Source organism: Bradyrhizobium sp. HKCCYLRH3061 (genome assembly GCF_051168015.1).
Classification (GTDB): domain Bacteria; phylum Pseudomonadota; class Alphaproteobacteria; order Rhizobiales; family Xanthobacteraceae; genus Bradyrhizobium.
Genome location: NZ_JBNPUE010000022.1, coordinates 45,634 through 69,726 on the forward strand (window position 1 = coordinate 45,634; position 24,093 = coordinate 69,726).

Annotated in this window: 22 protein-coding genes; 12 read left to right on the plus strand and 10 right to left on the minus strand. The window is 65.7% G+C overall.

Features of this window, described 5'->3' with window-relative positions; all coding sequences use genetic code 11:
• Nucleotides 1-107: 107 nt before the first annotated feature.
• Nucleotides 108-563, minus strand: a complete 456-nt coding sequence (hpaR, locus tag ACQR2C_RS28420) for a homoprotocatechuate degradation operon regulator HpaR (protein WP_409997893.1) — start codon at nt 561-563, stop codon at nt 108-110.
• Nucleotides 564-739: 176 nt separating this feature from the next.
• Between hpaR and hpaH the strand changes: the two genes are divergently transcribed.
• Genes hpaH through ACQR2C_RS28445 form a run of 5 tightly spaced genes read left to right on the plus strand, consistent with a single transcriptional unit; the run spans nt 740 to nt 6,032 of the window.
• Nucleotides 740-1,546 carry a 2-oxo-hept-4-ene-1,7-dioate hydratase gene (gene hpaH / locus ACQR2C_RS28425; protein ID WP_315801283.1) on the plus strand — a complete coding sequence of 269 codons (807 nt, stop codon included), beginning with the start codon at nt 740-742 and terminating at the stop codon, nt 1,544-1,546.
• Between the two features lie 24 nt (nt 1,547-1,570).
• Nucleotides 1,571-1,969 (plus strand): 5-carboxymethyl-2-hydroxymuconate Delta-isomerase, encoded by a 399-nt coding sequence (locus tag ACQR2C_RS28430; RefSeq protein ID WP_315801284.1) that lies wholly within the window; start codon nt 1,571-1,573, stop codon nt 1,967-1,969.
• Nucleotides 1,962-3,500: a 5-carboxymethyl-2-hydroxymuconate semialdehyde dehydrogenase gene (hpaE, locus tag ACQR2C_RS28435; RefSeq protein WP_434882586.1), complete on the plus strand. Its 1,539-nt coding sequence runs from the start codon at nt 1,962-1,964 to the stop codon at nt 3,498-3,500. Before ACQR2C_RS28430 ends, hpaE begins: the two co-directional genes overlap by 8 nt.
• A gap of 12 nt (nt 3,501-3,512) precedes the next feature.
• Nucleotides 3,513-4,385, plus strand: a complete 873-nt coding sequence (locus ACQR2C_RS28440) for a fumarylacetoacetate hydrolase family protein (RefSeq protein ID WP_434882587.1) — start codon at nt 3,513-3,515, stop codon at nt 4,383-4,385.
• A gap of 21 nt (nt 4,386-4,406) precedes the next feature.
• Nucleotides 4,407-6,032 carry a thiamine pyrophosphate-dependent enzyme gene (locus ACQR2C_RS28445; protein WP_434882588.1) on the plus strand — a complete coding sequence of 542 codons (1,626 nt, stop codon included), beginning with the start codon at nt 4,407-4,409 and terminating at the stop codon, nt 6,030-6,032.
• 34 nt (nt 6,033-6,066) lie between these two features.
• Here ACQR2C_RS28445 and ACQR2C_RS28450 read toward each other — a convergent pair whose 3' ends face one another.
• The 3 genes from ACQR2C_RS28450 to ACQR2C_RS28460 all read right to left on the minus strand — a co-directional run bounded on the left by ACQR2C_RS28450 (nt 6,067) and on the right by ACQR2C_RS28460 (nt 8,764).
• Nucleotides 6,067-7,287, minus strand: coding sequence for an MFS transporter (locus ACQR2C_RS28450; RefSeq protein WP_434882589.1), 1,221 nt, complete (start codon nt 7,285-7,287; stop codon nt 6,067-6,069).
• A gap of 74 nt (nt 7,288-7,361) precedes the next feature.
• Nucleotides 7,362-8,015, minus strand: coding sequence for a DNA oxidative demethylase AlkB (alkB, locus tag ACQR2C_RS28455; RefSeq protein ID WP_315801289.1), 654 nt, complete (start codon nt 8,013-8,015; stop codon nt 7,362-7,364).
• Nucleotides 8,016-8,020: 5 nt separating this feature from the next.
• Nucleotides 8,021-8,764, minus strand: a complete 744-nt coding sequence (locus ACQR2C_RS28460; protein ID WP_434882590.1) for a 2OG-Fe(II) oxygenase — start codon at nt 8,762-8,764, stop codon at nt 8,021-8,023.
• 230 nt (nt 8,765-8,994) lie between these two features.
• On the opposite strand from ACQR2C_RS28460, the gene ACQR2C_RS28465 reads away from it, so the two are divergent.
• The gene (locus tag ACQR2C_RS28465; protein ID WP_434882591.1) at nt 8,995-9,762 is read left to right on the plus strand and encodes a transglycosylase domain-containing protein; all 768 of its coding nucleotides are present in this window, start codon (nt 8,995-8,997) and stop codon (nt 9,760-9,762) included.
• Here ACQR2C_RS28465 and ACQR2C_RS28470 read toward each other — a convergent pair whose 3' ends face one another.
• The 3 genes from ACQR2C_RS28470 to ACQR2C_RS28480 are packed head-to-tail and all read right to left on the minus strand — an operon-like array spanning nt 9,763 to nt 11,707.
• Entirely contained in the window at nt 9,763-10,014 is a 252-nt protein-coding gene (locus tag ACQR2C_RS28470) for a hypothetical protein (protein WP_316218537.1), read from the minus strand.
• A 10-nt stretch (nt 10,015-10,024) separates the two neighbouring features.
• Nucleotides 10,025-11,377 (minus strand): amidase, encoded by a 1,353-nt coding sequence (locus ACQR2C_RS28475; RefSeq protein ID WP_434882592.1) that lies wholly within the window; start codon nt 11,375-11,377, stop codon nt 10,025-10,027.
• A 6-nt stretch (nt 11,378-11,383) separates the two neighbouring features.
• Entirely contained in the window at nt 11,384-11,707 is a 324-nt protein-coding gene (locus ACQR2C_RS28480; protein ID WP_434847499.1) for an AtuA-related protein, read from the minus strand.
• 191 nt (nt 11,708-11,898) lie between these two features.
• On the opposite strand from ACQR2C_RS28480, the gene ACQR2C_RS28485 reads away from it, so the two are divergent.
• The 4 genes from ACQR2C_RS28485 to ACQR2C_RS28500 all read left to right on the plus strand — a co-directional run bounded on the left by ACQR2C_RS28485 (nt 11,899) and on the right by ACQR2C_RS28500 (nt 15,776).
• Nucleotides 11,899-12,312 carry a Zn-ribbon domain-containing OB-fold protein gene (locus ACQR2C_RS28485; RefSeq protein ID WP_315801294.1) on the plus strand — a complete coding sequence of 138 codons (414 nt, stop codon included), beginning with the start codon at nt 11,899-11,901 and terminating at the stop codon, nt 12,310-12,312.
• Between the two features lie 4 nt (nt 12,313-12,316).
• Entirely contained in the window at nt 12,317-13,456 is a 1,140-nt protein-coding gene (locus tag ACQR2C_RS28490) for a thiolase C-terminal domain-containing protein (protein ID WP_434882593.1), read from the plus strand.
• 110 nt (nt 13,457-13,566) lie between these two features.
• A complete protein-coding gene (locus ACQR2C_RS28495; protein ID WP_315801296.1) occupies nt 13,567-14,481 on the plus strand; it encodes an SDR family oxidoreductase in 915 nt (304 codons plus the stop codon).
• Nucleotides 14,482-14,897: 416 nt separating this feature from the next.
• Complete coding sequence (locus ACQR2C_RS28500) at nt 14,898-15,776, plus strand: SMP-30/gluconolactonase/LRE family protein (protein WP_315801386.1); 879 nt, start codon at nt 14,898-14,900, stop codon at nt 15,774-15,776.
• A 67-nt stretch (nt 15,777-15,843) separates the two neighbouring features.
• Here ACQR2C_RS28500 and ppc read toward each other — a convergent pair whose 3' ends face one another.
• From ppc to ACQR2C_RS28515, 3 genes are all read right to left on the minus strand, one after another.
• Nucleotides 15,844-18,627 carry a phosphoenolpyruvate carboxylase gene (gene ppc / locus ACQR2C_RS28505; protein ID WP_434882594.1) on the minus strand — a complete coding sequence of 928 codons (2,784 nt, stop codon included), beginning with the start codon at nt 18,625-18,627 and terminating at the stop codon, nt 15,844-15,846.
• Nucleotides 18,628-18,744: 117 nt separating this feature from the next.
• Entirely contained in the window at nt 18,745-20,289 is a 1,545-nt protein-coding gene (locus tag ACQR2C_RS28510; protein ID WP_434882595.1) for an acyl-CoA synthetase, read from the minus strand.
• A gap of 129 nt (nt 20,290-20,418) precedes the next feature.
• Nucleotides 20,419-21,228 carry a crotonase/enoyl-CoA hydratase family protein gene (locus ACQR2C_RS28515; RefSeq protein ID WP_434882596.1) on the minus strand — a complete coding sequence of 270 codons (810 nt, stop codon included), beginning with the start codon at nt 21,226-21,228 and terminating at the stop codon, nt 20,419-20,421.
• Nucleotides 21,229-21,332: 104 nt separating this feature from the next.
• On the opposite strand from ACQR2C_RS28515, the gene ACQR2C_RS28520 reads away from it, so the two are divergent.
• Both ACQR2C_RS28520 and ACQR2C_RS28525 read left to right on the plus strand, forming a co-directional pair.
• Nucleotides 21,333-22,208, plus strand: coding sequence for an SDR family oxidoreductase (locus ACQR2C_RS28520; RefSeq protein WP_434882597.1), 876 nt, complete (start codon nt 21,333-21,335; stop codon nt 22,206-22,208).
• A gap of 132 nt (nt 22,209-22,340) precedes the next feature.
• The gene (locus tag ACQR2C_RS28525) at nt 22,341-23,921 is read left to right on the plus strand and encodes a fatty acid--CoA ligase (protein WP_315801301.1); all 1,581 of its coding nucleotides are present in this window, start codon (nt 22,341-22,343) and stop codon (nt 23,919-23,921) included.
• Nucleotides 23,922-24,093 lie beyond the last annotated feature (172 nt).

The window sequence follows — 24,093 nt, forward strand, 5'->3', positions numbered from 1 at the left end:
ATGCCTGCGACGCACGCCATCTCCGCTCGACTGCATCGCTTCTTATCAAAACGCCGAACGGCCTGCCAAGTACGAGACCCCTTCCGTTGCGCCTCGTCCGCGGCATATCAGCCGTCACCGCTGTCGTCGGGGGCGAGATCGCCGCCGATGCTCAGCTCGAGCTCGCCAAGCATCTTGTGCAATGCGGCAAGCTTGCGTGTACCGTACCGGCTGGCAATCGATGCGTAGATCGCCTCCGAGCTCGGCGCGACCTGCGCGATCAGCTTCATGCCCTTGCTCGAAATCGACAGCACGCCCCTGCGCATGTCACGACTATCGACTTCGCGCTGAATCAAGCCACGCGCCTCGAGATCGCGCAGGATGCGGGACAGGCTGGGCCCGAGCAGGAACGCGACCCGCGCCAGCTCGGTCACCTCGATCACGTCGACCGCCGCCAGCGCGCGCAGGATGCGCCATTGCTGCTCGGTCAGGCCGTGCTGCCGCAGATTGGGACGAAACTGCCGCATCACGGCCTCGCGCGCCCGCAACAAGGCCATCGGCAGCGACTGCGAGAAGTCGCGCATCGGCACCTTGCGGGCGTCCTTCGCCGCCGGCCTCGCGACCTTCGCCCTGGTCTCGCTCACATCAATCTCCTGGGGGTCGCCCCGAATATTTGCACTGCAGCAAACGTCCTTTCGGTTTGCCGGCAGAAACTTAACATGTTAATCATCTGCGGCCACCTCTTTTCTGAGCGACAACCATGCCTCTTTCGAGCGACCAGATACATAGCTGCGCGTTACGCCTGGATCAGGCTGAAAAGAGCCGCCACCAGATCAGGCAGTTTTCGCAGGAGTTTCCCGATATCACCATCGCAGATGCCTATGCCATCCAGGAGGCCTGGATCGGCATCAAGGTGGCCGCGGGCCGCGTCATCAAGGGGCACAAGATCGGGTTGACATCGAAGGCGATGCAGAGCGCGCTGAACATCGATGAGCCGGATTCGGGCGTGCTGCTCGACGACATGTTCTTTGCCGATGGCGGGCTGGTGCCGTCCGACCGCTTCATCGCGACGCGGATCGAGGCGGAACTTGCCTTCGTCATGAAGCACCGTCTGTCGGGGCCGGACTGCACGGTGTTCGACGTGCTCAACGCGACCGATTTCGTGGTACCGGCACTGGAAATCCTGGATACGCGGATCGAGCGGGTGGATCCCGCGACCAAGGCGACCCGCAAGATCTTCGATACGATCGCCGACAACGCGGCAAATGCCGGAATCGTGCTCGGCGGCCGGCCGCTGCGGCCGCTCGATACCGACCTGCGCTGGATCGGCGCACTCTGTTATAAGAACGGTCAACTGGAAGAGACCGGCTTGGCCGCCGGCGTGCTGAACAACCCGGCGACGGCCGTTGCCTGGCTCGCCAACAAGATCGCAGCGCGCGGGCTTGCCCTCGAACCAGGCCAGGTCGTTCTGGCCGGCTCCTTCATCCGGCCGATCGAGGCCCGCAAGGGCGACACCATCCAGGCCGACTACGGCCCGTATGGAACGGTGAGCTGTTACTTCACCTGACGCCTGCACCGGAGCGACCGCATCATGCCGCATTTCAGCATCGAATACTCCGCCAATCTCGACGCCTTTGTCGTGATGGCCAACGTCTGCGAGGTGGTCCGTAAGGCCGCCAGTGAGACCGGGATCTTTCCGATCGGCGGCATCCGCGTGCGCGCGATCCGCTGCGAGCATTACGCGATCGCCGACGGCAAGCCCGATGCCGCCTTCCTCGCCATGCTGCTGCGGCTCGGCGAAGGCCGCGACCTCCCGGCACGGCAGAAGGCCGGCGAATACGTCTTCAAGGCGCTCTCGGATTACCTCGATCCCGTCTTCGCCAGCAGCAAGTTCGCGCTGTCCTTCGACATGCAGATCAACGACGCCGCGACCAGCTGGAAACGCAACAACATCCACGACGCCCTGAAAGCGAAGGCATCCCATGGATAAGGCCAATCCCAAAACCGACATTTACAAGTCCAACCTCGACCGCGCGGCTCCCCTGCTCGCGAAGCTGAAGCACGAGGACATCGGCCATTTCATCGACGGCAAGGTGGTGCCGGCCATCTCGGGCGCAACGTTCGAGACCAAGTCTCCGATCGACAACACCGTGCTCGCGACCGTCGCACGCGGCAATGCCGAGGACATCGACCGCGCGGCGACATCGGCCGCACTTGCCTTCAAATCCTGGCGCGACATGGCGCCGGCGATGCGGCGCAAGCTGCTGCATCGCGTGGCCGATGCGATCGAGGATCATGCCGACGACATCGCGGTGCTCGAATGTATCGATACCGGGCAGGCCTATCGCTTCATGGCCAAGGCCGCGATCCGCGCCGCGGAAAACTTCCGCTTCTTCGCCGACAAATGCACCGAGGCCCGCGACGGCCAGAGCACGCCGAGCGACGAGCACTGGAACATTTCGACCCGGGTGCCGATCGGCCCGGTCGGCGTGATCACGCCCTGGAACACGCCGTTCATGCTGTCGACCTGGAAGATCGCCCCCGCACTCGCGGCCGGCTGCACGGTCGTGCACAAGCCGGCGGAATGGTCGCCGATCACGGCGCAATGGCTCGCCAAGCTCGCCAAGGACGCCGGCATTCCCGACGGCGTGCTCAACACGGTGCATGGCTTTGGCGAAGAGGCCGGCAAGGCGCTGACCGAGCATCCCGCGATCAAGGCGATCGGCTTCGTCGGCGAGAGCTCGACGGGGTCTGCGATCATGGCGCAGGGAGCACCGACCTTGAAGCGGGTGCATTTCGAGCTCGGCGGCAAGAACCCGGTGATCGTGTTCGACGATGCCGATCTCGACCGCGCGCTCGACGCCGTCGTGTTCATGATCTACTCGCTCAACGGCGAGCGCTGCACGTCGTCCAGCCGCCTGCTGGTGCAGCAGAGCATCGCCGAGACGTTTACGGCCAAGCTCGCCGCACGCGTGCGTGCGCTGAAAGTGGGTCATCCGCTCGATCCCGCCACCGAGATCGGACCGCTGATCCATGAGCGGCATCTCGCGAAGGTCTGCTTCTATGTCGACGTTGCGCGCGAGGACGGTGCGATCATCGCCGTCGGCGGCAAGCGGTTCGACGGCCCGGGCGGCGGCCATTACGTCGAGCCGACGCTGGTGACCGGCGCGCGCCAGACCATGCGCGTGGCGCAGGAAGAAGTGTTCGGGCCGTTCCTCACCGTGATCCCGTTCCGCGACGAAGCCGACGCGATCGCGATCGCCAACGACGTGCAATATGGCCTCACCGGCTATGTCTGGACCGGCGACATGGGCCGCGCGCTGCGCGTCGCCGACGCGCTGGAGGCCGGCATGATCTGGCTGAACTCGGAGAACGTCCGCCATCTGCCGACCCCGTTCGGCGGCATGAAGGCGTCGGGCATCGGCCGCGACGGCGGCGACTATTCGTTCGACTTCTACATGGAGACCAAGCACGTCTCGCTCGCGCGCGGCACCCACAAGATCCAGCGGCTCGGCGTGTAAGGAGAGATGCCCATGACCTCCCCTCGCCTCGCGACCTACTCCGTCAACGGCTCTGTCCGCTATGGACTTGTCACTGACAAAGGTCTTGTCGATCTCTCGGCGCGCTTCGCCAAGGACTATCCGACCTTACGCGAAGTCATCGCGGCGGGCGCCCTGCCGCGGCTGATCGAGACCGCCGCCGGCCTCTCGCCCGATCACGGCCTCGATGCCATCACCTGGCTGCCGCCCATCCCCTCGCCCGAGAAGATCATCTGTATCGGCGTCAACTATCCCGATCGCAACGCCGAATACAAGGATGGCCAGGACGCGCCGAAATATCCGTCGATGTTCATGCGCACGCCGCGCTCCTTCGTCGGCCACGAGACGCCGCTGGTGCGCCCGCGCGCCTCGCTGCAACTGGACTACGAAGGCGAGCTCGTGCTGATCATCGGCAAGGCGGGTCGTCACATTCCCGAGGCCCAGGCGTTGGATCACATCGCGGCGTTGACGCTGTGCAACGAGGGCACCATCCGCGACTGGGTGCGGCATGCCAAGTTCAACGTCACCCAGGGCAAGAACTTCGACTCCACCGGCAGCCTCGGGCCCTGGATCGTGCCCTACACCGACGAAAGCCAGATCGCCGACATCCGGCTGACGACGCACGTCAATGGCGAATTGCGCCAGGACGATCGCACGTCGCGGCTGATGTTCGGCTTCCGCTACCTCATCAACTACATCTCGACCTTCACCACGCTGATGCCCGGTGACGTGATCGTGACGGGCACGCCCACCGGCGCCGGTGCACGGTTCGACCCGCCGCGCTATCTGAAGCCCGGCGACGTCATCGAGATCGAAGCCCAGGGCGTCGGCACCTTGCGCAATGGCGTCGTCGACGAAGCTCTATAAAATCAGCAACGGAATGTCAGCATGACCACCATGACCGGCGGCGAAGCCATCGTCAGCGGGCTCGTCGCCCACGGCGTCGACACCGTGTTCGGCCTTCCTGGGGCGCAGGTCTACGGCCTGTTCGACGCCTTCCACCAGGCGCAGCTCAAGGTCGTCGGCGCCCGCCACGAACAGGCCTGCGGCTACATGGCGTTCGGCTATGCCCGCGCCAGCGGCAGGCCCGGCGTATTCAGCGTCGTTCCCGGACCCGGCGTGCTCAACGCCGGCGCGGCGTTGCTCACCGCCTTCGGCTGCAACGAGCCGGTGCTGTGTCTCACGGGCCAGGTGCCGACGGATTATCTCGGCCGTGGCCGCGGCCATCTGCACGAGATGCCCGACCAGCTCGCCACCTTGCGCACCTTCGTCAAATGGGCGGAGCGCATCGAATATCCCGACAGCGCGCCGACGCTGGTCGCGCGCGCGTTCCAGGAAATGCTGTCGGGGCGACGCGGTCCCACGGCCCTCGAGATGCCGTGGGACGTGTTCACGCAGAAGGCCGAGACGGCCGCTGCCAAGCCGCTGCCGCAGTTCGCGCCGCCGCAGCCCGATCCCGACCGCATCGTCAAGGCCGCCGGACTGATTACCTCTGCGAAAACGCCGATGATCTTCGTCGGCGCCGGCGCGATCGAGGCCCGCGAGGAGATCCTCGAGCTGGCCGAGATGATCGACGCGCCGGTCGTGGCGTTCCGGTCCGGACGCGGCATCGTCTCCAACGCGCATGAGCTCGGGCTCACCATGGCCGCCGCCTACAAGCTCTGGCCGACCACCGACCTGATGATCGGAATCGGCACCCGCATGGAGCTGCCGACCACGTTCCGCTGGCCGTTCAAGCCCGATGGTTTGAAGTCGATCCGCATCGACATCGACCCCGCCGAAATGCGGCGCCTGGTCGTCGATGCCGGCATTGTCGCCGATGCCAAGGCCGGGACGGCCGCGCTCTCGGCGGCCGTCGGCAAGGCGGGCTACCGCAAGACCTCCGGCCGCCGCGCAACCATTCGCGAGGCCAGCGCCGCCACCTTGCAGGAGATCCAGAAGGTGCAGCCGCAGATGGCCTATCTGAACGTGCTGCGCGAGGTGCTGCCGCCGGACGCCATCGTTACCGACGAATTGTCGCAGGTCGGTTTCGCCTCCTGGTACGGCTTTCCGGTGTACGAGCCGCGCACCTTCATCACCTCGGGCTATCAGGGCACGCTCGGCGCGGGCTTCCCGACCGCGCTCGGCGCCAAGGTCGCGCATCCCGACAGACCGGTGGTGGCGATCACAGGCGACGGCGGCTTCATGTTCGCGGTGCAGGAGCTGGCGACGGCCGTGCAGTACAACATCGGCGTGGTCACGCTGGTGTTCAACAACAACGCGTATGGAAATGTCCGGCGCGACCAGCGCGAGCGCTTCGACGGCCGCGTCGTGGCCTCCGACCTCGTCAACCCGGATTTCGTCAAGCTCGCGGAGTCCTTCGGCGTGGCCGCGAGCCGCGTCACGGCGCCGGATCAGTTCAAATCAGCGCTGCAGAAGGCGCTCGCGCATGGCGGGCCCTATTTGATCGACGTCGAAGTGCCCCGGGATTCCGAGGTCTCGCCCTGGGCTTTCATTCATCCGGCAAAACCATAGGCCGATCGCGGTGGACGACTGGGCGGTTGCAGGGTCAGGCAGATGCCTGCCGTCCCTGCAACGCTGCCGCGGCCATCACCAGCAGGCCGGCGCCGGCCACGAACCAGCAGGCGACCGGTGCCCATTGCACCAGGGGCGCGTAGTCGGGCAGCTTCTGCAGGCCGCCGGCGACGGCGGCGATCCGCGCGAAGGTCGCCAGCGCCAGCGCCGAGAACACGAGCCCGGTCACCTTGCCCTCGGCGCCCGTCGTCCCGATCGCCAGCGCCGCGGACATCGCGCTCATCATCATGCAGCCCCAGGCGGCACCGGCGATGAACTGCGCCACGATTAGCACCGTCAGCGCACCCGCGAGCTCGGCAAGCACGATCGCAAGCGCACCAAGCAGACCGGCGATTCCCATCACCATGAGCCCGCCGCGATGCTTGACTACCACGCTGGCCGGGAACAGCACGAGGTTGAAGCCGATCCAGAACACCGGCATCAGCCAGGACAAGTCCTCCGGCCTGGCGAAGCGGAGATAGAAAGCCGAGCTGTTGATGCTGAAATGCAGCTGGTAGCCGAGCGCAAGGATTACCATGGCGCCGATGAACAGCAGCGGCAGTCCCCGCAGCGGCTTGGGCTCAGGCTTGGCCACTGCTTGCGCTGCCGGACCGCTATCCTGCGGAATGCGCGAGAGACCGAGCGCCGTCAGCAGCAGCACAGCCGATGAGATGACGAACGGCAGGCGCGGATCGTAGTCGCGCAGGATCACGCCGAGATAGGGCGACACGGCGCCGGCCACGCCGTAGCCGAGCATGACCAGCGCTGCCAGGAACGGAATGGCCGGCCGGGCCGCATGACGCCCGAGCAGCGTCAAGGGCGGCGCGCGCAACACTGACGAGGTCAGCGCCCAGATCGCGATCAGTCCGATAAAGACCGCAGGACCCGCCGACGCTGCCGCGAAAGGCAGCGCCACGAAGGCGGCGCAGGATATCGCAGTCAGCAGGCCGATGAAGAGACCGAATCGCGAGGCGATGGGCCCGAGCCGATCCGCGGCGATTCCCATGGCCGTGTCCGACAGCGTGAAGATCGCCTGGTCCAGCATCAGGATCAGAACGACGGCCGAGGGCGCGATGCCGGCCTGGGCCGCAAGCTTGGGCAGATAGATCACATAGGTCGTCCACAGCAGCGTGAACACCAGCTGCAGCAGCGCAAGGTGGAGTCCGAGCCGCGTCGCCGCCGGCGCCCGCTCGTCCGCAAGTTCGACAGTGCTCATGGCCCCTCTCCGTGGCGCAGCATAGAGCCAGGGATGCCCATTGCAAAATGAGGAAGGTCACAGAGCGGCCAGGACTAGCGCGCGCGGCGAAACGTCAGGTTGACGCGCTGGCGGCCGAGTTGTGCATGCTCGCCATCGGCGAGCGGCGCGACCCCGTGAAAGGCGAGCCGCGCCGGACCGCCCCACACGACGACGTCGCCATGGACCAGCCGATGGCGCTGCGTCTTGTCGGTGCGTTTCAGACCCCCGAACAGGAACGTCGCCGGCAGCCCGAATGATACCGAGACGATCGGCGCCCCCAGATCCTGCTCGTCGCGATCCTGGTGCAGCGACATCCTCGCGCCCGGCTCGTAGCGGTTGATCAGGCAGGCATCGGGCGCGAAGGCGGCAAAGCCGGCGTCGGTTGCGGCCTGCTCGGCAAGCTGCCGAAACAGCGGCGGCATCGCCGGCCAGGGCTGGCCACTGTCCGGATCGCGGGCATCGTAGCGGTAGCCGCTGCGGTCCGTCACCCAGCCCACCGGGCCGCAATTGGTCATCGCCACCGACATCTGATGGCCACCCGGCGTCACCATGCGGCGGAACGGCGCCTGCGCCGTGATCGCCTCGATGGCAGAGATCAGCTCGGTCTCCTGTGGCCGCGCGAAGCCGCGCAGCAGCATTGCCCCGGGCGCGAGCGGCTCGCGCGCCGGTCCAGCCGCCTCCAGGCCATCGAACAGATCAGCCGTCATCCGCCTCACTTCGCATCGTGAAAGATCACGCCGAGCGTATGCCGCCGGCCTGAGCGCAGCCGACTAACGCCATGGCGCATGGTGACCCGGTAGCTGCCGCGCGTGCCCTGCACCGGACGCTGGTGGACAGCAAACACCACGGCATCGCCCTGGCGCAACGGCACCACCTCGGCGCGCGACTGCATCCGCGGCCGCTGCTCGGTCAGCACGAACTCGCCGCCCGCGAAGTCACGCCCCGGCTCCGACAGCAGGATCGCGACCTGCAGCGGAAACACATGCTCGCCATAGAGATCCTGGTGCAGGCAGTTGTAGTCGCCTTCGTCATATTGCAGCAGCAGCGGCGTCGGCCTCGTCTGACCGGCAGCATGGCAGCGGGCGAGAAACGCGGTGTGATCGTCGGAATATTGCACGTCGATGCCCATGGTCGCATTCCAGCGATTGGCGACCGGAACCAGGCCGGCATAGAGCTGCGGCCGCAGCTTCGCGACCGGCTCCGGCAGCGGATAGCTGAAATATTTGTACTCGCCGCGCCCGAACCCGTGCCGCGCCATCACCACGCGGCTGCGGAAATGCGCGTCATCCGGATAAAGCGCCGCCAGCGCGCGGCATTCATCGGGCGACACGAGCTGCGGCAACACAGCGCAGCCGCTGGAATCGAGATCACGTTCGACCACTGGCCAATCGATCGCATCGATCCCGGTCGCGACGGGAGAAGCGAGGTCGGGCACTGCGTGCGTGAGTCTGGCCATGCAATTCATCCCAGTTGTCATTCCGGGGCGGCGCGCAGCGACGCGCCCGGAATCCATACTCACGATCGTGGTTATGGATTCCGGGCCTGCGCGCAAGGGCGCGGATCCCGGAATGACGAGGATGCGACAGAAGGGGCGCAGCGCCCACCCGTTTCCTGGACATTTTGGCGATATCACGCAGGAAAGACCTGATGAACCAGGACGCATCCCAAGGAACCAATCTTCCGACGATGCCACGTTCCCGCACCCAATGCGTCTTCATCCTGTTCGGCAAAACGATCCTGGCCGTGCTCTCGCTCGCCGTCATGCTGCTGCTCTACGCCGAAGGCTATGTGATCTGGTACTTCGAATATGGCCTCGTCCTGCCCACCGAGAGCCAGCTTGCGGCTCTCCCTACCACAGGCCCGCTCTGTACGACGAAACCGGGAAGCTCCTATGTGCCGCTCTCAGAGATTCCGCACCTGGTCCGGAACGCCGTCGTCGCCTCCCAGGATCGCGACTTCTACGAACGACGGTCGATCGGCCCGCTGGCACGGCTCGCATCCGAGATCGTGGCCGGTCGTCAGCCGGGCAATTCGAGCATCATCCACGCGGTCAGCCGCGATTGTCTCTGGACGCTGGTTCCGGACTGCTGCAGGGGACCGAGCCTGGAATGGCAGCTCGGCACACAGGTCTTCATGGGCCGTATCGAGCGCACGTTCACGCGCGACCGCATCCTCGAGGCCTATCTCAACAATGCCTATTTCGGCCGCGGCGCCTTTGGTGCTGCAGACGCCGCCACGGCCTATTTCGGCAGATCCATCGCCAGCCTCGACATCGGCGAGATCGCCTGGCTCATCACCCGGCTGCGAATCCCGAGGCCTACGCGATACGACCAGGAGCGCCGCGATCGCGTCATCGACACGATGCTGGTGGCCGGCCTGATCGACCAGGCGCAGGCGGCAGCGGCGAAATCCGTCCAGCCTCCCACCAGCGGCGGCCCGCCACGCAATCCCTGATCACGGCTCGCGTTCGATGCAGTCGCGCGGAACGCAGAAGCTGTGGCCGGTGCAGCGCGAGCCATCGGCGTCGTCGACAGTCATACCGAAGCCGAGCCAGTAATAGCCATGCGCGTCGATCTCACTCACCGCGCATGATTGGCCAAGGAAGCCGCGCATCTCCGCCTGCTCGCTCGCGGGCAGATCATGCAGCAGCCAGTCGGGCAGGCCGAGCAGCCTCACGCGGTCCCCGACCCGGATGTCATCCGACACCGCGCCCTCCTCAGCCCCGCACCGCGCCCTCGATCCCCGCCGCGATCTCCAGCAGCTTGCGGTCGTGGCCGCCGGACTGCGCCAGCATCAGGCCGACGGGCACTTCGCCATGGCGGTGCGCCGGGAGCGAGATGGCGCAGCCGTCGATCATGTTGATGAAGGTGCAGTTGCGCAGCGCACGGACGTTCTCGCGGGCGAAGGCCTGGTCGTCGGCGAGATCGGCGATTTTCGGCGGCCCGTTGGCGGTGGTCGGCATCACCAGCGCGTCGTAGGGCGCGATCCGCGCGGCGGCGCGCGTCACCAGCGAGCGGCGGGCGTTGAGCATCTCGATGTAGTCGGGCACGGTGATCGCCTCGCCGCGCATGATGCGCACCGAGACGCGCGGATCGTAGACGTCGCCCTTGGCCGCCAGCAGGAAGCGGTGCCAGGCATAGCTCTCGGCGGCGGCGAAGCCGCCCTTTGTGCCGATGATGCCGACGTCGAGGAACTCCGGGAATTCGATGCGCGCGATCAGCGCGCCCTGCTTCGCCAGGCTCTCCAGCGCGCGTTCGAACGTCGCGGCCACCTCGGCATCGAGCTCGTCCAGCACGATGGTGGTGGGCACGGCGAGCCGCAGGCCCTTCACCGGGCGTGATGCCAGCGGCCGGATCGGCTCGTCGGCCAGCACGGAATCGAGCACGGCGCAGCACGCCACGGTGTTGGCGAGCGGGCCGAAGCTGTCGAGCGTGGTCGACAGCGGCACGCCGCCGTCGAGTGGCACGCGGGCCTGCGTCGGCTTGTAGCCGACGATGCCGTTGAACGCCGCCGGGATGCGGCAGGAGCCGCCGGTGTCGGTGCCGAGCGCACCATAGGCCATGCGATCGACGATGGAGACCGCGGCGCCCGACGACGAGCCGCCGGGCACGTAGCCAACGTCGCGCTTCCAGGCGCTCTTCGGCGTGCCGTAATGCGGGTTGATGCCGATGCCGGAATAGGCGAACTCGGTCATGTTGGTGCGGCCGATCACGACGAAGCCGGCCCGGCGCAGCCGCGCCACCGCCGGCGCATCGGCCTCGGCCGGCGCGGAATCCTCCAGCGCCCGCGAGCCGGCGCGGGTGACCTGGCCCTTGATGTCGAACAGATCCTTGATCGACACCGGAATGCCGGCGAAGGGCGACGGCGCGGCATTGGCCTTGCGCAGCGCGTCCATGCCATCAGCGGCAGCGAGCGCCGCCTCCTTGTCGACATGGATGAAGGCGCGCTCCCCCTCACCCGCAGGATCGGCAATGCGGGCGAGGCACCCCTCCACCAGCTTGCGCGCGGTGGTGCGGCCGGCGGCGAGATCGTCGGCCAGCGCGGCCAGGGTCGGAATTGAAACGGTCATGGCATCCTATCGGGTGTCTGCGGCGTCGGCCGAAATATCCAGATCGAGCAGCGCGGAACTCAGCGACTTGCCGTGCGCATCCAGCGCGAGCGAACGGGTGACCCCGCCGCCGAGCGCCCGGCTCATCACGAAGTTCAGCGCCGCAATGTTGGGCAGCTCATAGCGGACCACCTCGCCCTGGACAATGCCGGCGAAGTGCGCCTTCACCCGCTCCGCCGTGACTTGTGCGAGCAGCAGCGGGTAATCCTTGGGGTCGTAGGCGATGACCGAGATGTTCGAGGTGTCACCCTTGTCGCCGGTCCTGGAATGGGCGATGTCACGCAGCTTCATCTCGGCTCCGATCCTACTCCCCGCATCAAAGACCAATTTTCATCAGGCGGCAATTGCCGCCCAAACACCTCTGCGCCTCCCGGAGGGCCGCATGCGCGGCGTGATGGACCGTTGACGCGTCTGCGTCAAATGGCGCATCACGGATGCAAAGGAGCGGGCGACGGAGCCCGCCGCAGGGAGGATCAACCCGGATGGCCGAGCCGATGCGTGCACGTCCCAAACCGACGCCGGAGACGCAGCATTTCTGGGACGGCACCCGGGCCGGTGAGTTGCGGCTGCAGCGCTGCGACGCCTGCGCCCACGTCTACTTCCCGCCGCGCCCGTTCTGTCCGGCCTGCGCCAGCCGCAAGGTCAGCGTCTTCAAGGCCACGGGCAAAGGCACGCTCTACAGCTACGTCATCAACCATCGTCCCCCTGCACCTGGCTTCACGCCGCCTTACGCCATTGCCGTCGTGGCGCTCGAAGAGGGCCCGCGCATGATGAGCAACATCACGGGCTGCCCGCAGACGCCGGAGGCGTTGGAGCTCGACATGGCCCTCGAAGTCACATTCGAGACATTGGACGAGCAGATCACCCTGCCCCTGTTCCGGCCGGCGAAAGGATAACGCCATGCGTCGAAACCAGGTTGCCGTGGTCGGCGCGGCCGAGACCACCGAGCTCGGTGTCATCCCGACGATGTCGCAGATCCAGCTGCATGCGGACGCGGCACTGAATGCGATCGCCGATGCCGGGCTGAAGCTGTCGGACATCGACGGCTTCGCCACCGCCGTCGAGACGCCGCAGCAGATCTGCCATTACCTCGGCATCACACCGACCTGGGTCGATGGCACCTCGGTCGGCGGCTGCTCCTTCATGCTGCATGTCCGCCACGCCGCGGCTGCGATCGAAGCCGGCCTGTGCAAGACCGTGCTGATCACCCATGCCGAGAGCGGCAAATCGATGATCGGCAAGCTGCCGCGCTCGATTGCGCCGGATAGCCTGCAGGGCCAGTTCGAGGCGCCGTTCGGCGTCTACGGCCCGCCCAGCATGTTCCCGATCCCCGTGCTGCGCTACATGAAGACCTACGGCATCACCCATGAGCAGTTGGCGATGGTTGCGGTCGTACAGCGCGAATGGGCGGCAAAGAATCCGCGCGCGATGATGAAGGACACGATCACCGTCGACGACGTCCTGAACTCGCGCATGATCGCCTACCCGTTCCGCCTGCTGCAGTGCTGCCTCGTCACCGATGGCGGCGGCGCGCTGATCCTGACCTCGGCCGATCGCGCCAAGGATTTTCCGCGCAAGCCGGTGTACATTCTCGGCACAGGCGAAAGCGTGGAGACGCCGATGGTCAGCCAGATGGAGACGTTCAATTCGTCGCGTGCCTTCAAGGTCGCGGGCCCCCTCGCCTTCAAGGAAGCCGGCATCGGCCATGCCGACGTCGATCATCTGATGATCTACGATGCGTTCGCGCATCTGCCGCTGTTCGGTCTCGGCGATCTCGGCTTCATGCCGCATGAGGAGACCGGGCCGTTCATCGCAGCCGGACACACGCGGCCGGGCGGCAAATTGCCGCTCAACACCAATGGCGGCGGCCTGTCCTACATGCATTCGGGCATGTACGGCATGTACGCGCTGCAGGAGAGCGTGCGCCAGATGCGTGGCATCGCCCCGGCGCAGGTGCCAGGAGCCATGATCTCGGTGTGTCACGGCGTCGGCGGCATGTTCGCCGCATCGGGAACGATCATCTTCACGAACGAGAGATAGCAGCCTCCGTCATTCCGGGGCGCGCGGCACGTGCGAACCCGGAATCTCGAGATTCCGGGTCTGGTGCTTCGCACCATCCCGGAATGACGGAGCAAAACAGGAGAAGACTCATGACCAAATCGCTCCAGGACAAAGTCGTCATCGTCACCGGCGCCGGCCGCGGCATCGGCCGCGAGATCGCGCTGCTGTGCGCCGCCGAAGGCGCCAAGGTCGTCGTCAACGATCCCGGCGTCGCCTCCGACGGCTCGGGCACCAGCGCCGCGCCGGCGGAGGAAGTGGTCGAGGAGATCAGGAAGCGCGGCGGCACGGCGGTGGCGAATTTCGAGAGCGTGTCCGAAGCGATCCCGGCCAGCAAGATCGTGAAGGCCGCGACCGACCACTTCGGCAAGCTCGACGGCGTGGTCAACAATGCCGGCATCCTGCGCGACATGATCTTCCACAAGATGAGCATCGAGGCGTTCGAAGCCGTCATCAAGGTCCACCTGATGGGCTCGTTCTACGTCGCGCACTCCGCCGCGCGGCTGTTCCGCGAGCAGGAGAGCGGCTCCTTCGTCCACTTCACCTCGACCTCGGGGCTGATCGGCAATTATGGCCAGGCCAACTACGCCGCGGCGAAGCTCGGCATCGTCGGCCTGTCGAAGTCGATCGCGCTCGACATGGGCCGCTTCAACGTGCGCTCCAATTGCGTCTCGCCGTTCGCCTGGAGCCGCATGATCGGCACCATCCCGGCGGAGACCGAGGCCGAGAAGGAGCGCGTCGAACGCATGAAGCGGATGGGGCCCGAGAAGATCGCGCCCGTCGTCGCCTATCTGCTAGGCGATGCCTCGAAGGACGTCACCGGCCAGATCTTCGCCGTTCGCATGAACGAGATCTTCCTGATGAGCCAGTCGCGCCCGCTGCGCTCGGTGCACCGCGGCGAGGGCTGGACGCCGCAGACCATTGCGGAGCATGGCATGCCGGCGCTGAAGCCGTCGTTCTACAAGCTCGATCGTTCCGCCGACGTGTTCGGCTGGGACCCGATCTGAGATTGCAGCGCCGAAATTCCGCTTGCGGCGCACACCATCTCAAGTTGTTTTTTATCCAAACGACCCGCGCGCCGCCATGATTTCGTCGTATGGTCGCCTCCCAACAAAAAGTCGGGAGGACACAGATGACGAATTCACGACACGACGGCGCACCGGACTTGTCGGTCGCAGCTCACGGCTTCAACCGGCGCAGACTGCTGAAAGGAGCCGCGGCTTTCGCCGCTGCTTCAACAGTCACGACTGCGTCGGCCGCAACCGTCACGCCGCCGGGCCAGACGGGGGCGCCGACAATCTCGACGGACCCGTTGCCGCTCGGTCCCTTGCCGGGCAGCCGCTATCCGGACTCTCATCTGGAGTCGGCGAAGAAGCCCAAGCTGTCATTCGGGCCGGCGGAATTTCCCGCCTTCGCAGGCACTATGGCCGTCGAGCGCGTCGCCACCGGAATGCGCTGGGCCGAAGGCCCGGTCTATTTTGCTGCTGGCCGCTATGTGCTGTTCAGCGACATCCCGAACAATCGCATCATGCGCTTCTCCGAGGACGATGGTCATCTCAGCGTCTATCGACAACCGTCGATGAATTCGAACGGCAACACCATCGATCGGGAAGGACGGCTGATCACCTGCGAGCACAGCGGCCGACGGGTCACCCGCACCGAGCTTGACGGCTCGATCACGATCATCGCCGACAGCTACAATGGCAAGCGCTTGAACTCGCCCAACGATGCGGTGGTCGCGGCCGACGGCGCAATATGGTTCACCGATCCGGTCTACGGTATCGGTGGTTTCTATGAGGGCCTCAAGGCGCAGCCCGAGCAGGACAAGCACAATGTCTATCGGGTCGATCCGAAATCGGGAGAGGTGAAGGTTGTGGTCGACGACTTCGTCGAACCCAACGGGCTGGCCTTCTCGCCCGACGAGAAGAAACTCTACATCATCGACACCGGCTTCACCGACGGGCCGGACAATCCCGCACACATCCGCGTATTCGACGTCGATCACGCGGCCGGCAAGCTGGCCAACAGCAAGGTGTTCGCCGAAATGCCGAAGCCAAGCATCTCCGACGGTGTCCGATGCGACCGCGACGGACGGGTCTGGTGCTCCGTGGGTTGGGGTGATCCGAACGAGGACGGCGTGCGCTGCTATGCCCCGGACGGAACGTTGCTGGGCAAGATTCATATACCTGAAACGGTCGCCAACCTTTGCTTCGGCGGCCAGCAGCGCAATCGACTCTACATCTGCGGCTCAACATCGCTCTATGCGGTGTATACGAGTGCACAAGGCGCTCTGAAGCCCTGATCCGCAGACAGCTGATGTGTCGGGCTGGCGAGGAGCTCATTGTCCTCGCCAGTCCGCGTTCGTCGCGTCAGCCCGTATTCCTCAACCCCGCCGAGATGCCGTTGATCGTCAGTTGAATCCCGCGCAGCACCTGCTCGTCCGGGTTCTGCGCGCGGTGCTCCTTCAACAACTCGACCTGCACGTGGTTGAGCGGATCGAGATAGGGAAAGCGGTTGCGCACCGAGCGCTCCAGCAGCGGGTTGCCCTGCAACAGACGCTCCTGCCCGGTGATGTCGAGCAAGGTCTCGATCACCAGATTCCATTCACGGCGGATGCGGCCGAAGATCTTTTCCCGCAGGGCCTCGTCGGGGACCAGCTCCGCATAGCGCGAGGCGATCGCGATCGAGCTCTTGGCGAGCACCATGTCCATGTTCGACAACAGCATGCGGAAGAACGGCCATTCCCGGTAGAGCTCGCGCAGGAACGGCATGCCCTGCTCCGGATTCTCCGCGATCCAGGTCTCGACCGCGCTGCCGAAGCCGTACCAGCCCGGCAGCATCAACCGGCACTGCGCCCAGGAGAACACCCAGGGGATGGCGCGCAGATCCTCGATCGCGCGGGTCTTCTTGCGCGAGGCTGGGCGGCTGCCGATGTTCAAGGTCGCGATCTCGTTGATGACGGTCGAGGCCCAGAAATAGTCGACGAAGCCGTCGGTCTCGTAGACCAGGCCGCGATAGGCCTTGAACGCGAGCTCCGAGAGCCGGTCCATCGCGGTGAGATATTCGCGCTTTGGCGCCGGCTGGCGCGGATGCAGCAGGCTGGCCTCGAGCGTCGCCGCGGCGAGGATCTCCAGATTGTTGCGGCCGACCTCGGCATTGGAATATTTGCTGGAGATGATCTCGCCCTGCTCGGTGATCCGGATCTGGCCGTTCACGGCGCCGCCGGGCTGCGCGATGATGGCATCGTAGCTCGGGCCACCGCCGCGGCCGACCGAGCCGCCGCGGCCGTGGAACAGCCTGAGCCGGATGCCATGGCGTTCGAAGATATCGACCAGGCCGATCTCGGCCTTGTAGAGCTCCCAGCCCGAGGTGACGAAGCCGCCATCCTTGTTGCTGTCGGAATAGCCGAGCATCACCTCCTGCACGGCGCCGCGGCTGTCGACCAGGCGGCGGTAATCGTGCAGCGCCAGCATCCGGTCCATGATGCCGCTGGACGCCTGCAGGTCCTCGATGGTCTCGAACAGCGGCACGATATTGACGGCGCAGCGGCCCGATGGATCGATCAGGCCGACCTCCTTGAGCAGCAACGCCACCTCGAGCATGTCCGACATGCCCTTGCACATCGAGATGATGCACTGGGAGATCACGTCGGCGCCGAACGTCGCGTGCGCCTCGGCGGCGGCGCGGAACAGATCGAGCTCGCCGACGGTCTCGTCGCTGTATTTCACGAACTGCGAGACCAGTGGCCTAGCATTGCGCAGCTCGCTGACCAGCAGGCCGACGCGGGCATCCTCGCTGAGCGCCATGTAGGACATGCCGGGCATCGCGGTGTCGATCAGCTCGGCGACGGTGCGCTCGTGCACCGCCGAGTTCTGGCGGATGTCGAGCCGGGCCAGATGGAAGCCGAAACAGTCGACCGCGCGCCGGAGCATGCGCAGCCGGCCGCGCGCAATGACCTCGGCATTGTTGGCGATCAGCGAGCGATGCAGCACGTCGAGATCGTCCTGCAACTCTTTGACGCTGTCGTAAGGCGCGACCGCCGCCACCGGCAGGCGGCTGATCTGGATGCCGAGCTTCTTCGCGGTGGCCGCCAGCCGCGCATAGATGCCGGACACCGCCAGACGATAGGGCTCGCCACGGCGGTGCGGCGACGTGTCCGGCGAGCGCTCGGCCAGCGCGCGCAGCTCCTCCGAGACATCGGCGAGATGCGCCGCAATGGACAGCTCGCTGCCGAGCAGATGCAGCTCCTCCAGATAGTAATGCAGCGCCAGGCTGGATTGCAGCTTGAGCGTTCCACGCATGACCTCGGCGGTCACGAACGGATTGCCGTCGCGGTCGCCGCCGATCCAGCTCCCCATCCGCAGGAACGAGGCGAGATCGCCCGCCACCTCCGCGCCGTCATTGAGCCGGTCCTCGAGCGAACAGAGCAGCCGCGGCACCTCGCGCAGGAAGGTGTAGTCGTAGAACGACAGGCCGTTGGTGACCTCGTCGAGCACCGTCAGCTTGGTCCGGCGCAGCAGGTTGGTCTGCCACAAGGTCAGAACGGCGCGGCGCAGCGCCTCGTCATTGGCCGCGCGCTCATCCGGCGTCAACTGCATCCGCTCGCGGCGGTCGAGCAGCATCGCGATCTCCATCTCGCGATCCATCGTGCTCTTGCGCCGCACCTCGGTGGGGTGCGCGGTCAGGACCGGGCTGACCAACGCGGTGGAGAAGAACTTGCGCAGCTCCGCCGCCTCGAAGCCGGCCGACTTGGCGTGGGCGAGCGTCGCCGCCAGCATGCCATTGCCGCCGTTGGCGTCGCTCTTGGCGCGCATGCGGCGGATGTTGTTCTGGTCCTCGGCGATGTTGGCGAGATGGGAGAAATAGCTGAAGGCGCGGACGATGCGGACGGTCTCTGCGGTCGACATGCCGTCGAGGATCTGCTCCAGCTCGCGCCGCGCCTGGCGGTCCTCGTCGCGATGGAAGCGCACCGAGGTCTGGCGTATCAGCTCGACGAGGTCGAAGACGTCGGCGCCCTCCTGGTCGCGAACGGTGTCGCCGAGGATGCGGCCGAGCAGCCGGATGTCGTCCCGAAGCCGCGCATCCTCCTCCATGGCCTGCGCCTCGGCGGCGCGGTTGGGACGGATTTCCTCTGGTATGGCTTGCGGCGACATGGATGCGCTCTCCAGCAGCTGCCCATTTACGGGTCAGTCTGCCGTATCCGCATTGCAGCGCAAGATCAAGAAAGAGGCGTCGCCTGCCCTATTCCAAGCTATCGTTCCTCCCCTCGGTCAGATTTGCCTTCCGGCTCGCTCCCAATACGGATCGCGCAGCCGCCGCTTGAAGATCTTGCCGGAATCCTCGCGCGGCAGCTTGCCGTGGATTTCGATATGCCTGGGCACCTTGTAGTCGGCCAGCGACGCCTTCAGCCGCGCCTTGATAGCGCCGACATCCAGCACGACGCCGGGCTGCGGTTCGACAACGGCCATCAGCGCCTCGCCGAACTCCGTGTCGGGGATGCCGAACACAGCGCAATCGTGCACGCCCGGCACGGTATGCAGCACCGCCTCGATCTCGGCCGGATAGATGTTGACCCCGCCGGAGATCACCATGTCGCGCTTGCGGTCGCACAGGAACACATAGCCATCGGGGTCCATGTAGCCGACATCACCCGAGGTGATGAAGCCGTCGCGGTCGATCTCGGCGCGCTTCTCCGGCTTGTTGTGATAGGTGAAATCCGGGTTGCCGGCGATGCGCGAATAGATCTCGCCGATCTCGCCCTGCGGCAGGATGCGCCCGTCCTCGCCGAGGAAGCGCAGCTCGGCGCCCGGCGAGACCTTGCCGACGGTGCCGGGCTTCTTCAGCGCGTCCTCGGAGCTCGCGAAGGTGACTGCGCCCGATTCGGTCGAGCCGTAGAATTCGTAGATGACCGGCCCCCACCATTCGATCATCGCGCGCTTGACGTCGGCCGGGCACGGCGCCGCGGCGTGGATGATGTGACGCAGCGACGACATGTCGTAGCGGCTGCGCACCTCCTCGGGCAGCTTCATCAGGCGGATGAACATGGTCGGCACCATGAAGATGGTGTCGATCCGCTCCACCTGGATGATACGGAGAAACTCCTCCGGCTCGAACCGCGGCATCAGCACCAGCGCGCCACCGAGCCGTCCGGCACGCAGGCCGAAGGCGTTCGGCGCGGAATGATACAGCGGTCCGGGCAGCAGCGCGCGCGAGCCCGGCTTGAGTCCATAGATCAGCGCCCGCATCCGTTCGGCCGAGGCCGCCTGCTCCACCGTCGGCGCATTGCGCCGGACGCCCTTGGGATGACCAGTCGTGCCGGAGGTGTAGATCATGTTCTGCGGCTGCGGCACCTGCGGCCCCTCGTAGGGGCCCTGTTGCGCCAGCCAGCTTTCCAGGTCGGTCGCGAACTCAGGTGTCGCGAGCAGATCCGGGCCGATCCTGTAGTTGGACAGGATCTCCGGCGGCGTCGGGACGCTGAGCACGGTGATGCCGGAGGGAATCAGGCCGCGAAGCTGATGCAGCAGATCGGCGTGACCGATCAGCACCCGCGTCGCGGAGTCCTTGAGGATGTAATCGATCTCCTCCGGCTTGAAGTGCCAGTTCACCGGCACACCATAGGCGCCCAGTCGCATCGCGCCGTAGGCGGCCTCGATGAAGGCGATGTCGTTGCGCATGAGCATGCAGACGCAGTCGCCCTGGCGCACGCCGAGCTGCGCGAGACCGCTCGCGATCCGCGCGGCGCGGTCGGCGATGTCAGCGTGGCTGCGCCGACGTTCGCCGGAGATGATGCCGCAAAACAGGGAGGACGTTTCCATTGTTATTGCCTTGTCCGATCTGGCGTCGGTTCGAGTTTCCGCCGTCATTCCGGGGCGATGCGCAGCATCGAACCCGGAATCTGGAAATTGTTTGGCTCAGCTCCTTCGGGGCTGCCCGCAAGGAGGAGGCTAATCTACAAACTTGGGCGCACGCTTTTCGATGTTCGCCCGCACCGACTCCAGCTGGTTCGGGCTGCCGATCAGCTTCTGCTGCTCGACCGATTCCGCGAGCAGCGCCGGGCCCGGATCGACCGAGAGGTTGTTCAGCATGCGCTTGGCGGCGCGGATCGCATCCGGATTTTTGCCTGCGATCTCACGCGCCGTCTCCAGCGCGGCGGCGCGCGGATCGGCGCAGATGCGCGTAACGAGGCCGTAAGCCTGCCCCTCTTCCGCCGAAAACACGCGGCCGGTATAGGTCAGCTCGCGCAGGACGTCGTCGCGCATCAGGGTCGCCAGGATCGGCGTGCCCGCCATGTCCGGCACCAGACCCCATTTGATCTCCATGATCGACATCTTGGTGTCCGGTGCGACGTAGCGCATGTCGGCGCCGAGCGCGAGCTGGAAGCCGCCGCCATAGGCCACGCCATGCACTGCAGCAATCACCGGCGCCGGCAACTTCCGCCAGCCCCACACCGCCTGCTGGGCGAAGTTCGCCTTGCCGTGGGTGCGAACGGTGAGGTCGCGCTTCTCGCCGCCGGGTATGCCGTTGCCGCCGGAGTCCTTCATCGCCGCGAAGCGGCCCATGTCGAGCCCGGCGCAGAAGGCGCGGCCCTCGCCGGACAGCACCACGGCGCGCAGCCCCTTTTCCTTCGCCAGCCGCTCGGTGGCCGCCACCAGCGCCTCGAACATCTCCATGTCCAGCGCATTCATCTTGTCGGCGCGGACCAGGCGAACGTCGGCGACGCCGTCCTTGATCTCGATCGCGATGCGGTTGTCCATCGAGCGGTCTCCTCACGAATGTCTTTGTGACTTTACAGAAGGCTGTCGGAGCGATTTAGTCAATCGACCAATTAACTCACAACATGTCAGGCGGAAACTCTCCCATGTTCAAGGACAATCTCCTCGAAGGTCGGCGCATTCTGGTGACCGGCGGCGGCACCGGCCTTGGCAAAGCGATGGCCGCACGCTTCCTGCAGCTTGGCGCCGAAGTGCATATTTGCGGCCGGCGGAAAATCGTCTGCGACGAGACCGCGACCGAACTGATGGACCTCTATGGCGGGCGCGTCACCAGCCACGGCGTCGACATCCGCAATGCGATGGCGGTCGAGGAAATGATCGAGGCGATCTTCCAGGAAGGCGGCCTCACCGATCTCATCAACAACGCCGCCGGCAATTTCATTTCCCGCACCGAGGAATTGAGCCCGCGCGGTTTCGACGCGGTTGCCAACATCGTGATGCACGGCACGTTCTATGTGACGCATGCCGTCGGCAAGCGCTGGATCGCAGCGGAGCAGCCGGGCAACGTCGTGTCGATCACGGTCACCTGGGTGCGCAACGGCTCGCCCTATGTGGTGCCCTCGGCAATGAGCAAGTCGGCGATCCACGCGATGACGATGTCGCTCGCCACCGAATGGGGCCGCTACGGCATCCGCCTCAACACCATCGCACCCGGCGAGATCCCGACCGAAGGCATGAGCAAGCGCATCAAGCCCGGCGACGAGGCCGGCGCGCGCACCAAGGCGATGAACCCGATGGGTCGCGTCGGCACCATGGAGGAGCTGCAGAACCTGGCCGTGTTCCTGATCTCCGGCGGCTGCAACTGGATCAACGGCGAGACCATCGCGATGGACGGCGCCCAGGCGCTTGCGATGGGCGGCAACTTCTATCAGCTGCGCGACTGGAGCGACGACGACTGGACCAAGGCCAAGGAGTCGATCAAGGCGCAGAACGAAAAAGACCGCGCGACGCGCACGAGCTGATGGCCCAATCGCCCGGTTGATCGGAGACGTGCTCCCTGTAGACTGATCGAGAGATGCTTGCTCCGGCGCAATCCGGGGCGAGGACCACGACAAGACATCGAACAAAGAAAAAGACGTAATCGGAGGGGAAACATGTCCGTCTCGACGGCAACGTCGACGCTCGTCGACGTCGTGCGCGACAGAGCGCAAACGCTGGGCTCCGCCACCGCATATGAGTTCGAAGGCCGCGTCACCAGCTTCGCCGAATTCGACCGCAAGACCAACCAGGTCGCCAACGCGCTGAAGGCGCTCGGCATCAAACAGCACGAGCGGATCGCCTATTTCGGCAAGAACAGCGACATCTATTTCGAGCTGCTGGTCGGCGCCATGAAGGCCAACGTCGTGATGGCGCCGGTGAACTGGCGCCTCGCCGGTCCCGAGGTCGCCTTCATCGTCGAGGACTGCAAGGCGCCTGCCCTGTTCGTCGGTCCCGAGTTCATCACGATGATCCGCAACATCCGCGGCCAGATTCCGAGCGTGCGGCACATCATCACGACCGAAGGCGGCGCGCCGGAATGGCAGGACTACACGGCCTGGCGCGACGCGCAGAGTGCCGACGATCCTGGCGTGGCGATCACGCCGCGGGACATCGCGCTGCAGCTCTACACGTCCGGCACCACCGGCAAGCCGAAAGGCGCGATGCTGTCGCACGCGAACTTCCTCAACCTGGTGAATACCGGCAATCCCGAGGAGAAACCGGACTGGAACAAATGGTCGACCGACGACGTCTCGCTGATCGCGATGCCGATCTTCCACATCGGCGGCTCCGGCTGGGGCCTGATGAGCCTCTACCACGGCGCCCGTGGCGTCATCGCGCGCGAGTTCGATCCCACGAAGATCCTCGACTTCTTCGAGCAGTCCGGCATCACCAAGCTGTTCATGGTGCCCGCCGCGATGCAGTTCGTGGTGCGGCAGCCGCGCGCGCGGCAGGTCGATTTCTCGCGGCTCAAATACATGCTCTACGGCGCCTCGCCGATCCCCGCGGCGCTGCTGAAGGAATGCATCGAGGTGTTCAAATGCGGCTTCGTGCAGATGTATGGCATGACCGAGACCACGGGCACCATCATCGCGCTGCCGCCCGAGGATCACGTCGAAGGGCTGGAGCGGATGCGCTCGGCCGGCAAGCCGCTGCCGGGCGTCGAAGTCGCGATCATCGATCCCTTGGGCAATCCGCTGCCGCCGCGGCAGGTCGGCGAAATCGCCACCCGCTCCGGCTCCAACATGACCGGCTACTGGAACCTGCCGGAGGCGACCGCACGCACGCTTGGCAGGGACGGCTGGCTGCGCACCGGTGATGCCGGCTACATGGACGAGGACGGCTACGTCTACATCCACGACCGCATCAAGGACATGATCATCTCCGGCGGCGAGAACATCTATCCGGCCGAGGTCGAGAGCGCGATCTGCGATCATCCTGACGTCGCCGAAGCCGCCGTGATCGGCATTCCCGACGAGAAATGGGGCGAGGCTGTCAAGGCGATCGTCGTGATGAAGCCGGGCAAGCAGGCGACCGCGACCGACATCATCAACTTCACCCGCACCCGCATCGCCGGCTTCAAGACGCCGAAGACCGTCGACTTCCTCGACGCCCTGCCGCGCAATCCCTCCGGCAAGATCCTGCGGCGGAATCTGCGCGACCCATATTGGGCGGGCAAGGACCGGCAGGTGAATTGACAACCGGCGGTGTTCTCGTTGCGACAGCCTGGATCGCGTCGCTGGCGCTCGCGATGACGTGGAGAGAGCGCGCACTCTCTCCACACCGTCATTGCGAGGCGCCCTTGCGCCGAAGCAATCCAGGGGCCGCACCGAGGCTCTGAATTGCTTCGTGTCCCGCACCACGACGGCG

Coding starts and splice junctions, on each gene's coding strand:
- hpaR (WP_409997893.1), bottom strand. CDS start 563: ATGCGCGACTTCTCGCAGTCGCTGCCGATGGCCTTGTTGCGGGCGCGC.
- hpaH (WP_315801283.1), top strand. CDS start 740: ATGCCTCTTTCGAGCGACCAGATACATAGCTGCGCGTTACGCCTGGAT.
- ACQR2C_RS28430 (WP_315801284.1), top strand. CDS start 1,571: ATGCCGCATTTCAGCATCGAATACTCCGCCAATCTCGACGCCTTTGTC.
- hpaE (WP_434882586.1), top strand. CDS start 1,962: ATGGATAAGGCCAATCCCAAAACCGACATTTACAAGTCCAACCTCGAC.
- ACQR2C_RS28440 (WP_434882587.1), top strand. CDS start 3,513: ATGACCTCCCCTCGCCTCGCGACCTACTCCGTCAACGGCTCTGTCCGC.
- ACQR2C_RS28445 (WP_434882588.1), top strand. CDS start 4,407: ATGACCACCATGACCGGCGGCGAAGCCATCGTCAGCGGGCTCGTCGCC.
- ACQR2C_RS28450 (WP_434882589.1), bottom strand. CDS start 7,287: ATGAGCACTGTCGAACTTGCGGACGAGCGGGCGCCGGCGGCGACGCGG.
- alkB (WP_315801289.1), bottom strand. CDS start 8,015: ATGACGGCTGATCTGTTCGATGGCCTGGAGGCGGCTGGACCGGCGCGC.
- ACQR2C_RS28460 (WP_434882590.1), bottom strand. CDS start 8,764: ATGGCCAGACTCACGCACGCAGTGCCCGACCTCGCTTCTCCCGTCGCG.
- ACQR2C_RS28465 (WP_434882591.1), top strand. CDS start 8,995: ATGCCACGTTCCCGCACCCAATGCGTCTTCATCCTGTTCGGCAAAACG.
- ACQR2C_RS28475 (WP_434882592.1), bottom strand. CDS start 11,377: ATGACCGTTTCAATTCCGACCCTGGCCGCGCTGGCCGACGATCTCGCC.
- ACQR2C_RS28480 (WP_434847499.1), bottom strand. CDS start 11,707: ATGAAGCTGCGTGACATCGCCCATTCCAGGACCGGCGACAAGGGTGAC.
- ACQR2C_RS28485 (WP_315801294.1), top strand. CDS start 11,899: ATGGCCGAGCCGATGCGTGCACGTCCCAAACCGACGCCGGAGACGCAG.
- ACQR2C_RS28490 (WP_434882593.1), top strand. CDS start 12,317: ATGCGTCGAAACCAGGTTGCCGTGGTCGGCGCGGCCGAGACCACCGAG.
- ACQR2C_RS28495 (WP_315801296.1), top strand. CDS start 13,567: ATGACCAAATCGCTCCAGGACAAAGTCGTCATCGTCACCGGCGCCGGC.
- ACQR2C_RS28500 (WP_315801386.1), top strand. CDS start 14,898: ATGGCCGTCGAGCGCGTCGCCACCGGAATGCGCTGGGCCGAAGGCCCG.
- ppc (WP_434882594.1), bottom strand. CDS start 18,627: ATGTCGCCGCAAGCCATACCAGAGGAAATCCGTCCCAACCGCGCCGCC.
- ACQR2C_RS28510 (WP_434882595.1), bottom strand. CDS start 20,289: ATGGAAACGTCCTCCCTGTTTTGCGGCATCATCTCCGGCGAACGTCGG.
- ACQR2C_RS28515 (WP_434882596.1), bottom strand. CDS start 21,228: ATGGACAACCGCATCGCGATCGAGATCAAGGACGGCGTCGCCGACGTT.
- ACQR2C_RS28520 (WP_434882597.1), top strand. CDS start 21,333: ATGTTCAAGGACAATCTCCTCGAAGGTCGGCGCATTCTGGTGACCGGC.
- ACQR2C_RS28525 (WP_315801301.1), top strand. CDS start 22,341: ATGTCCGTCTCGACGGCAACGTCGACGCTCGTCGACGTCGTGCGCGAC.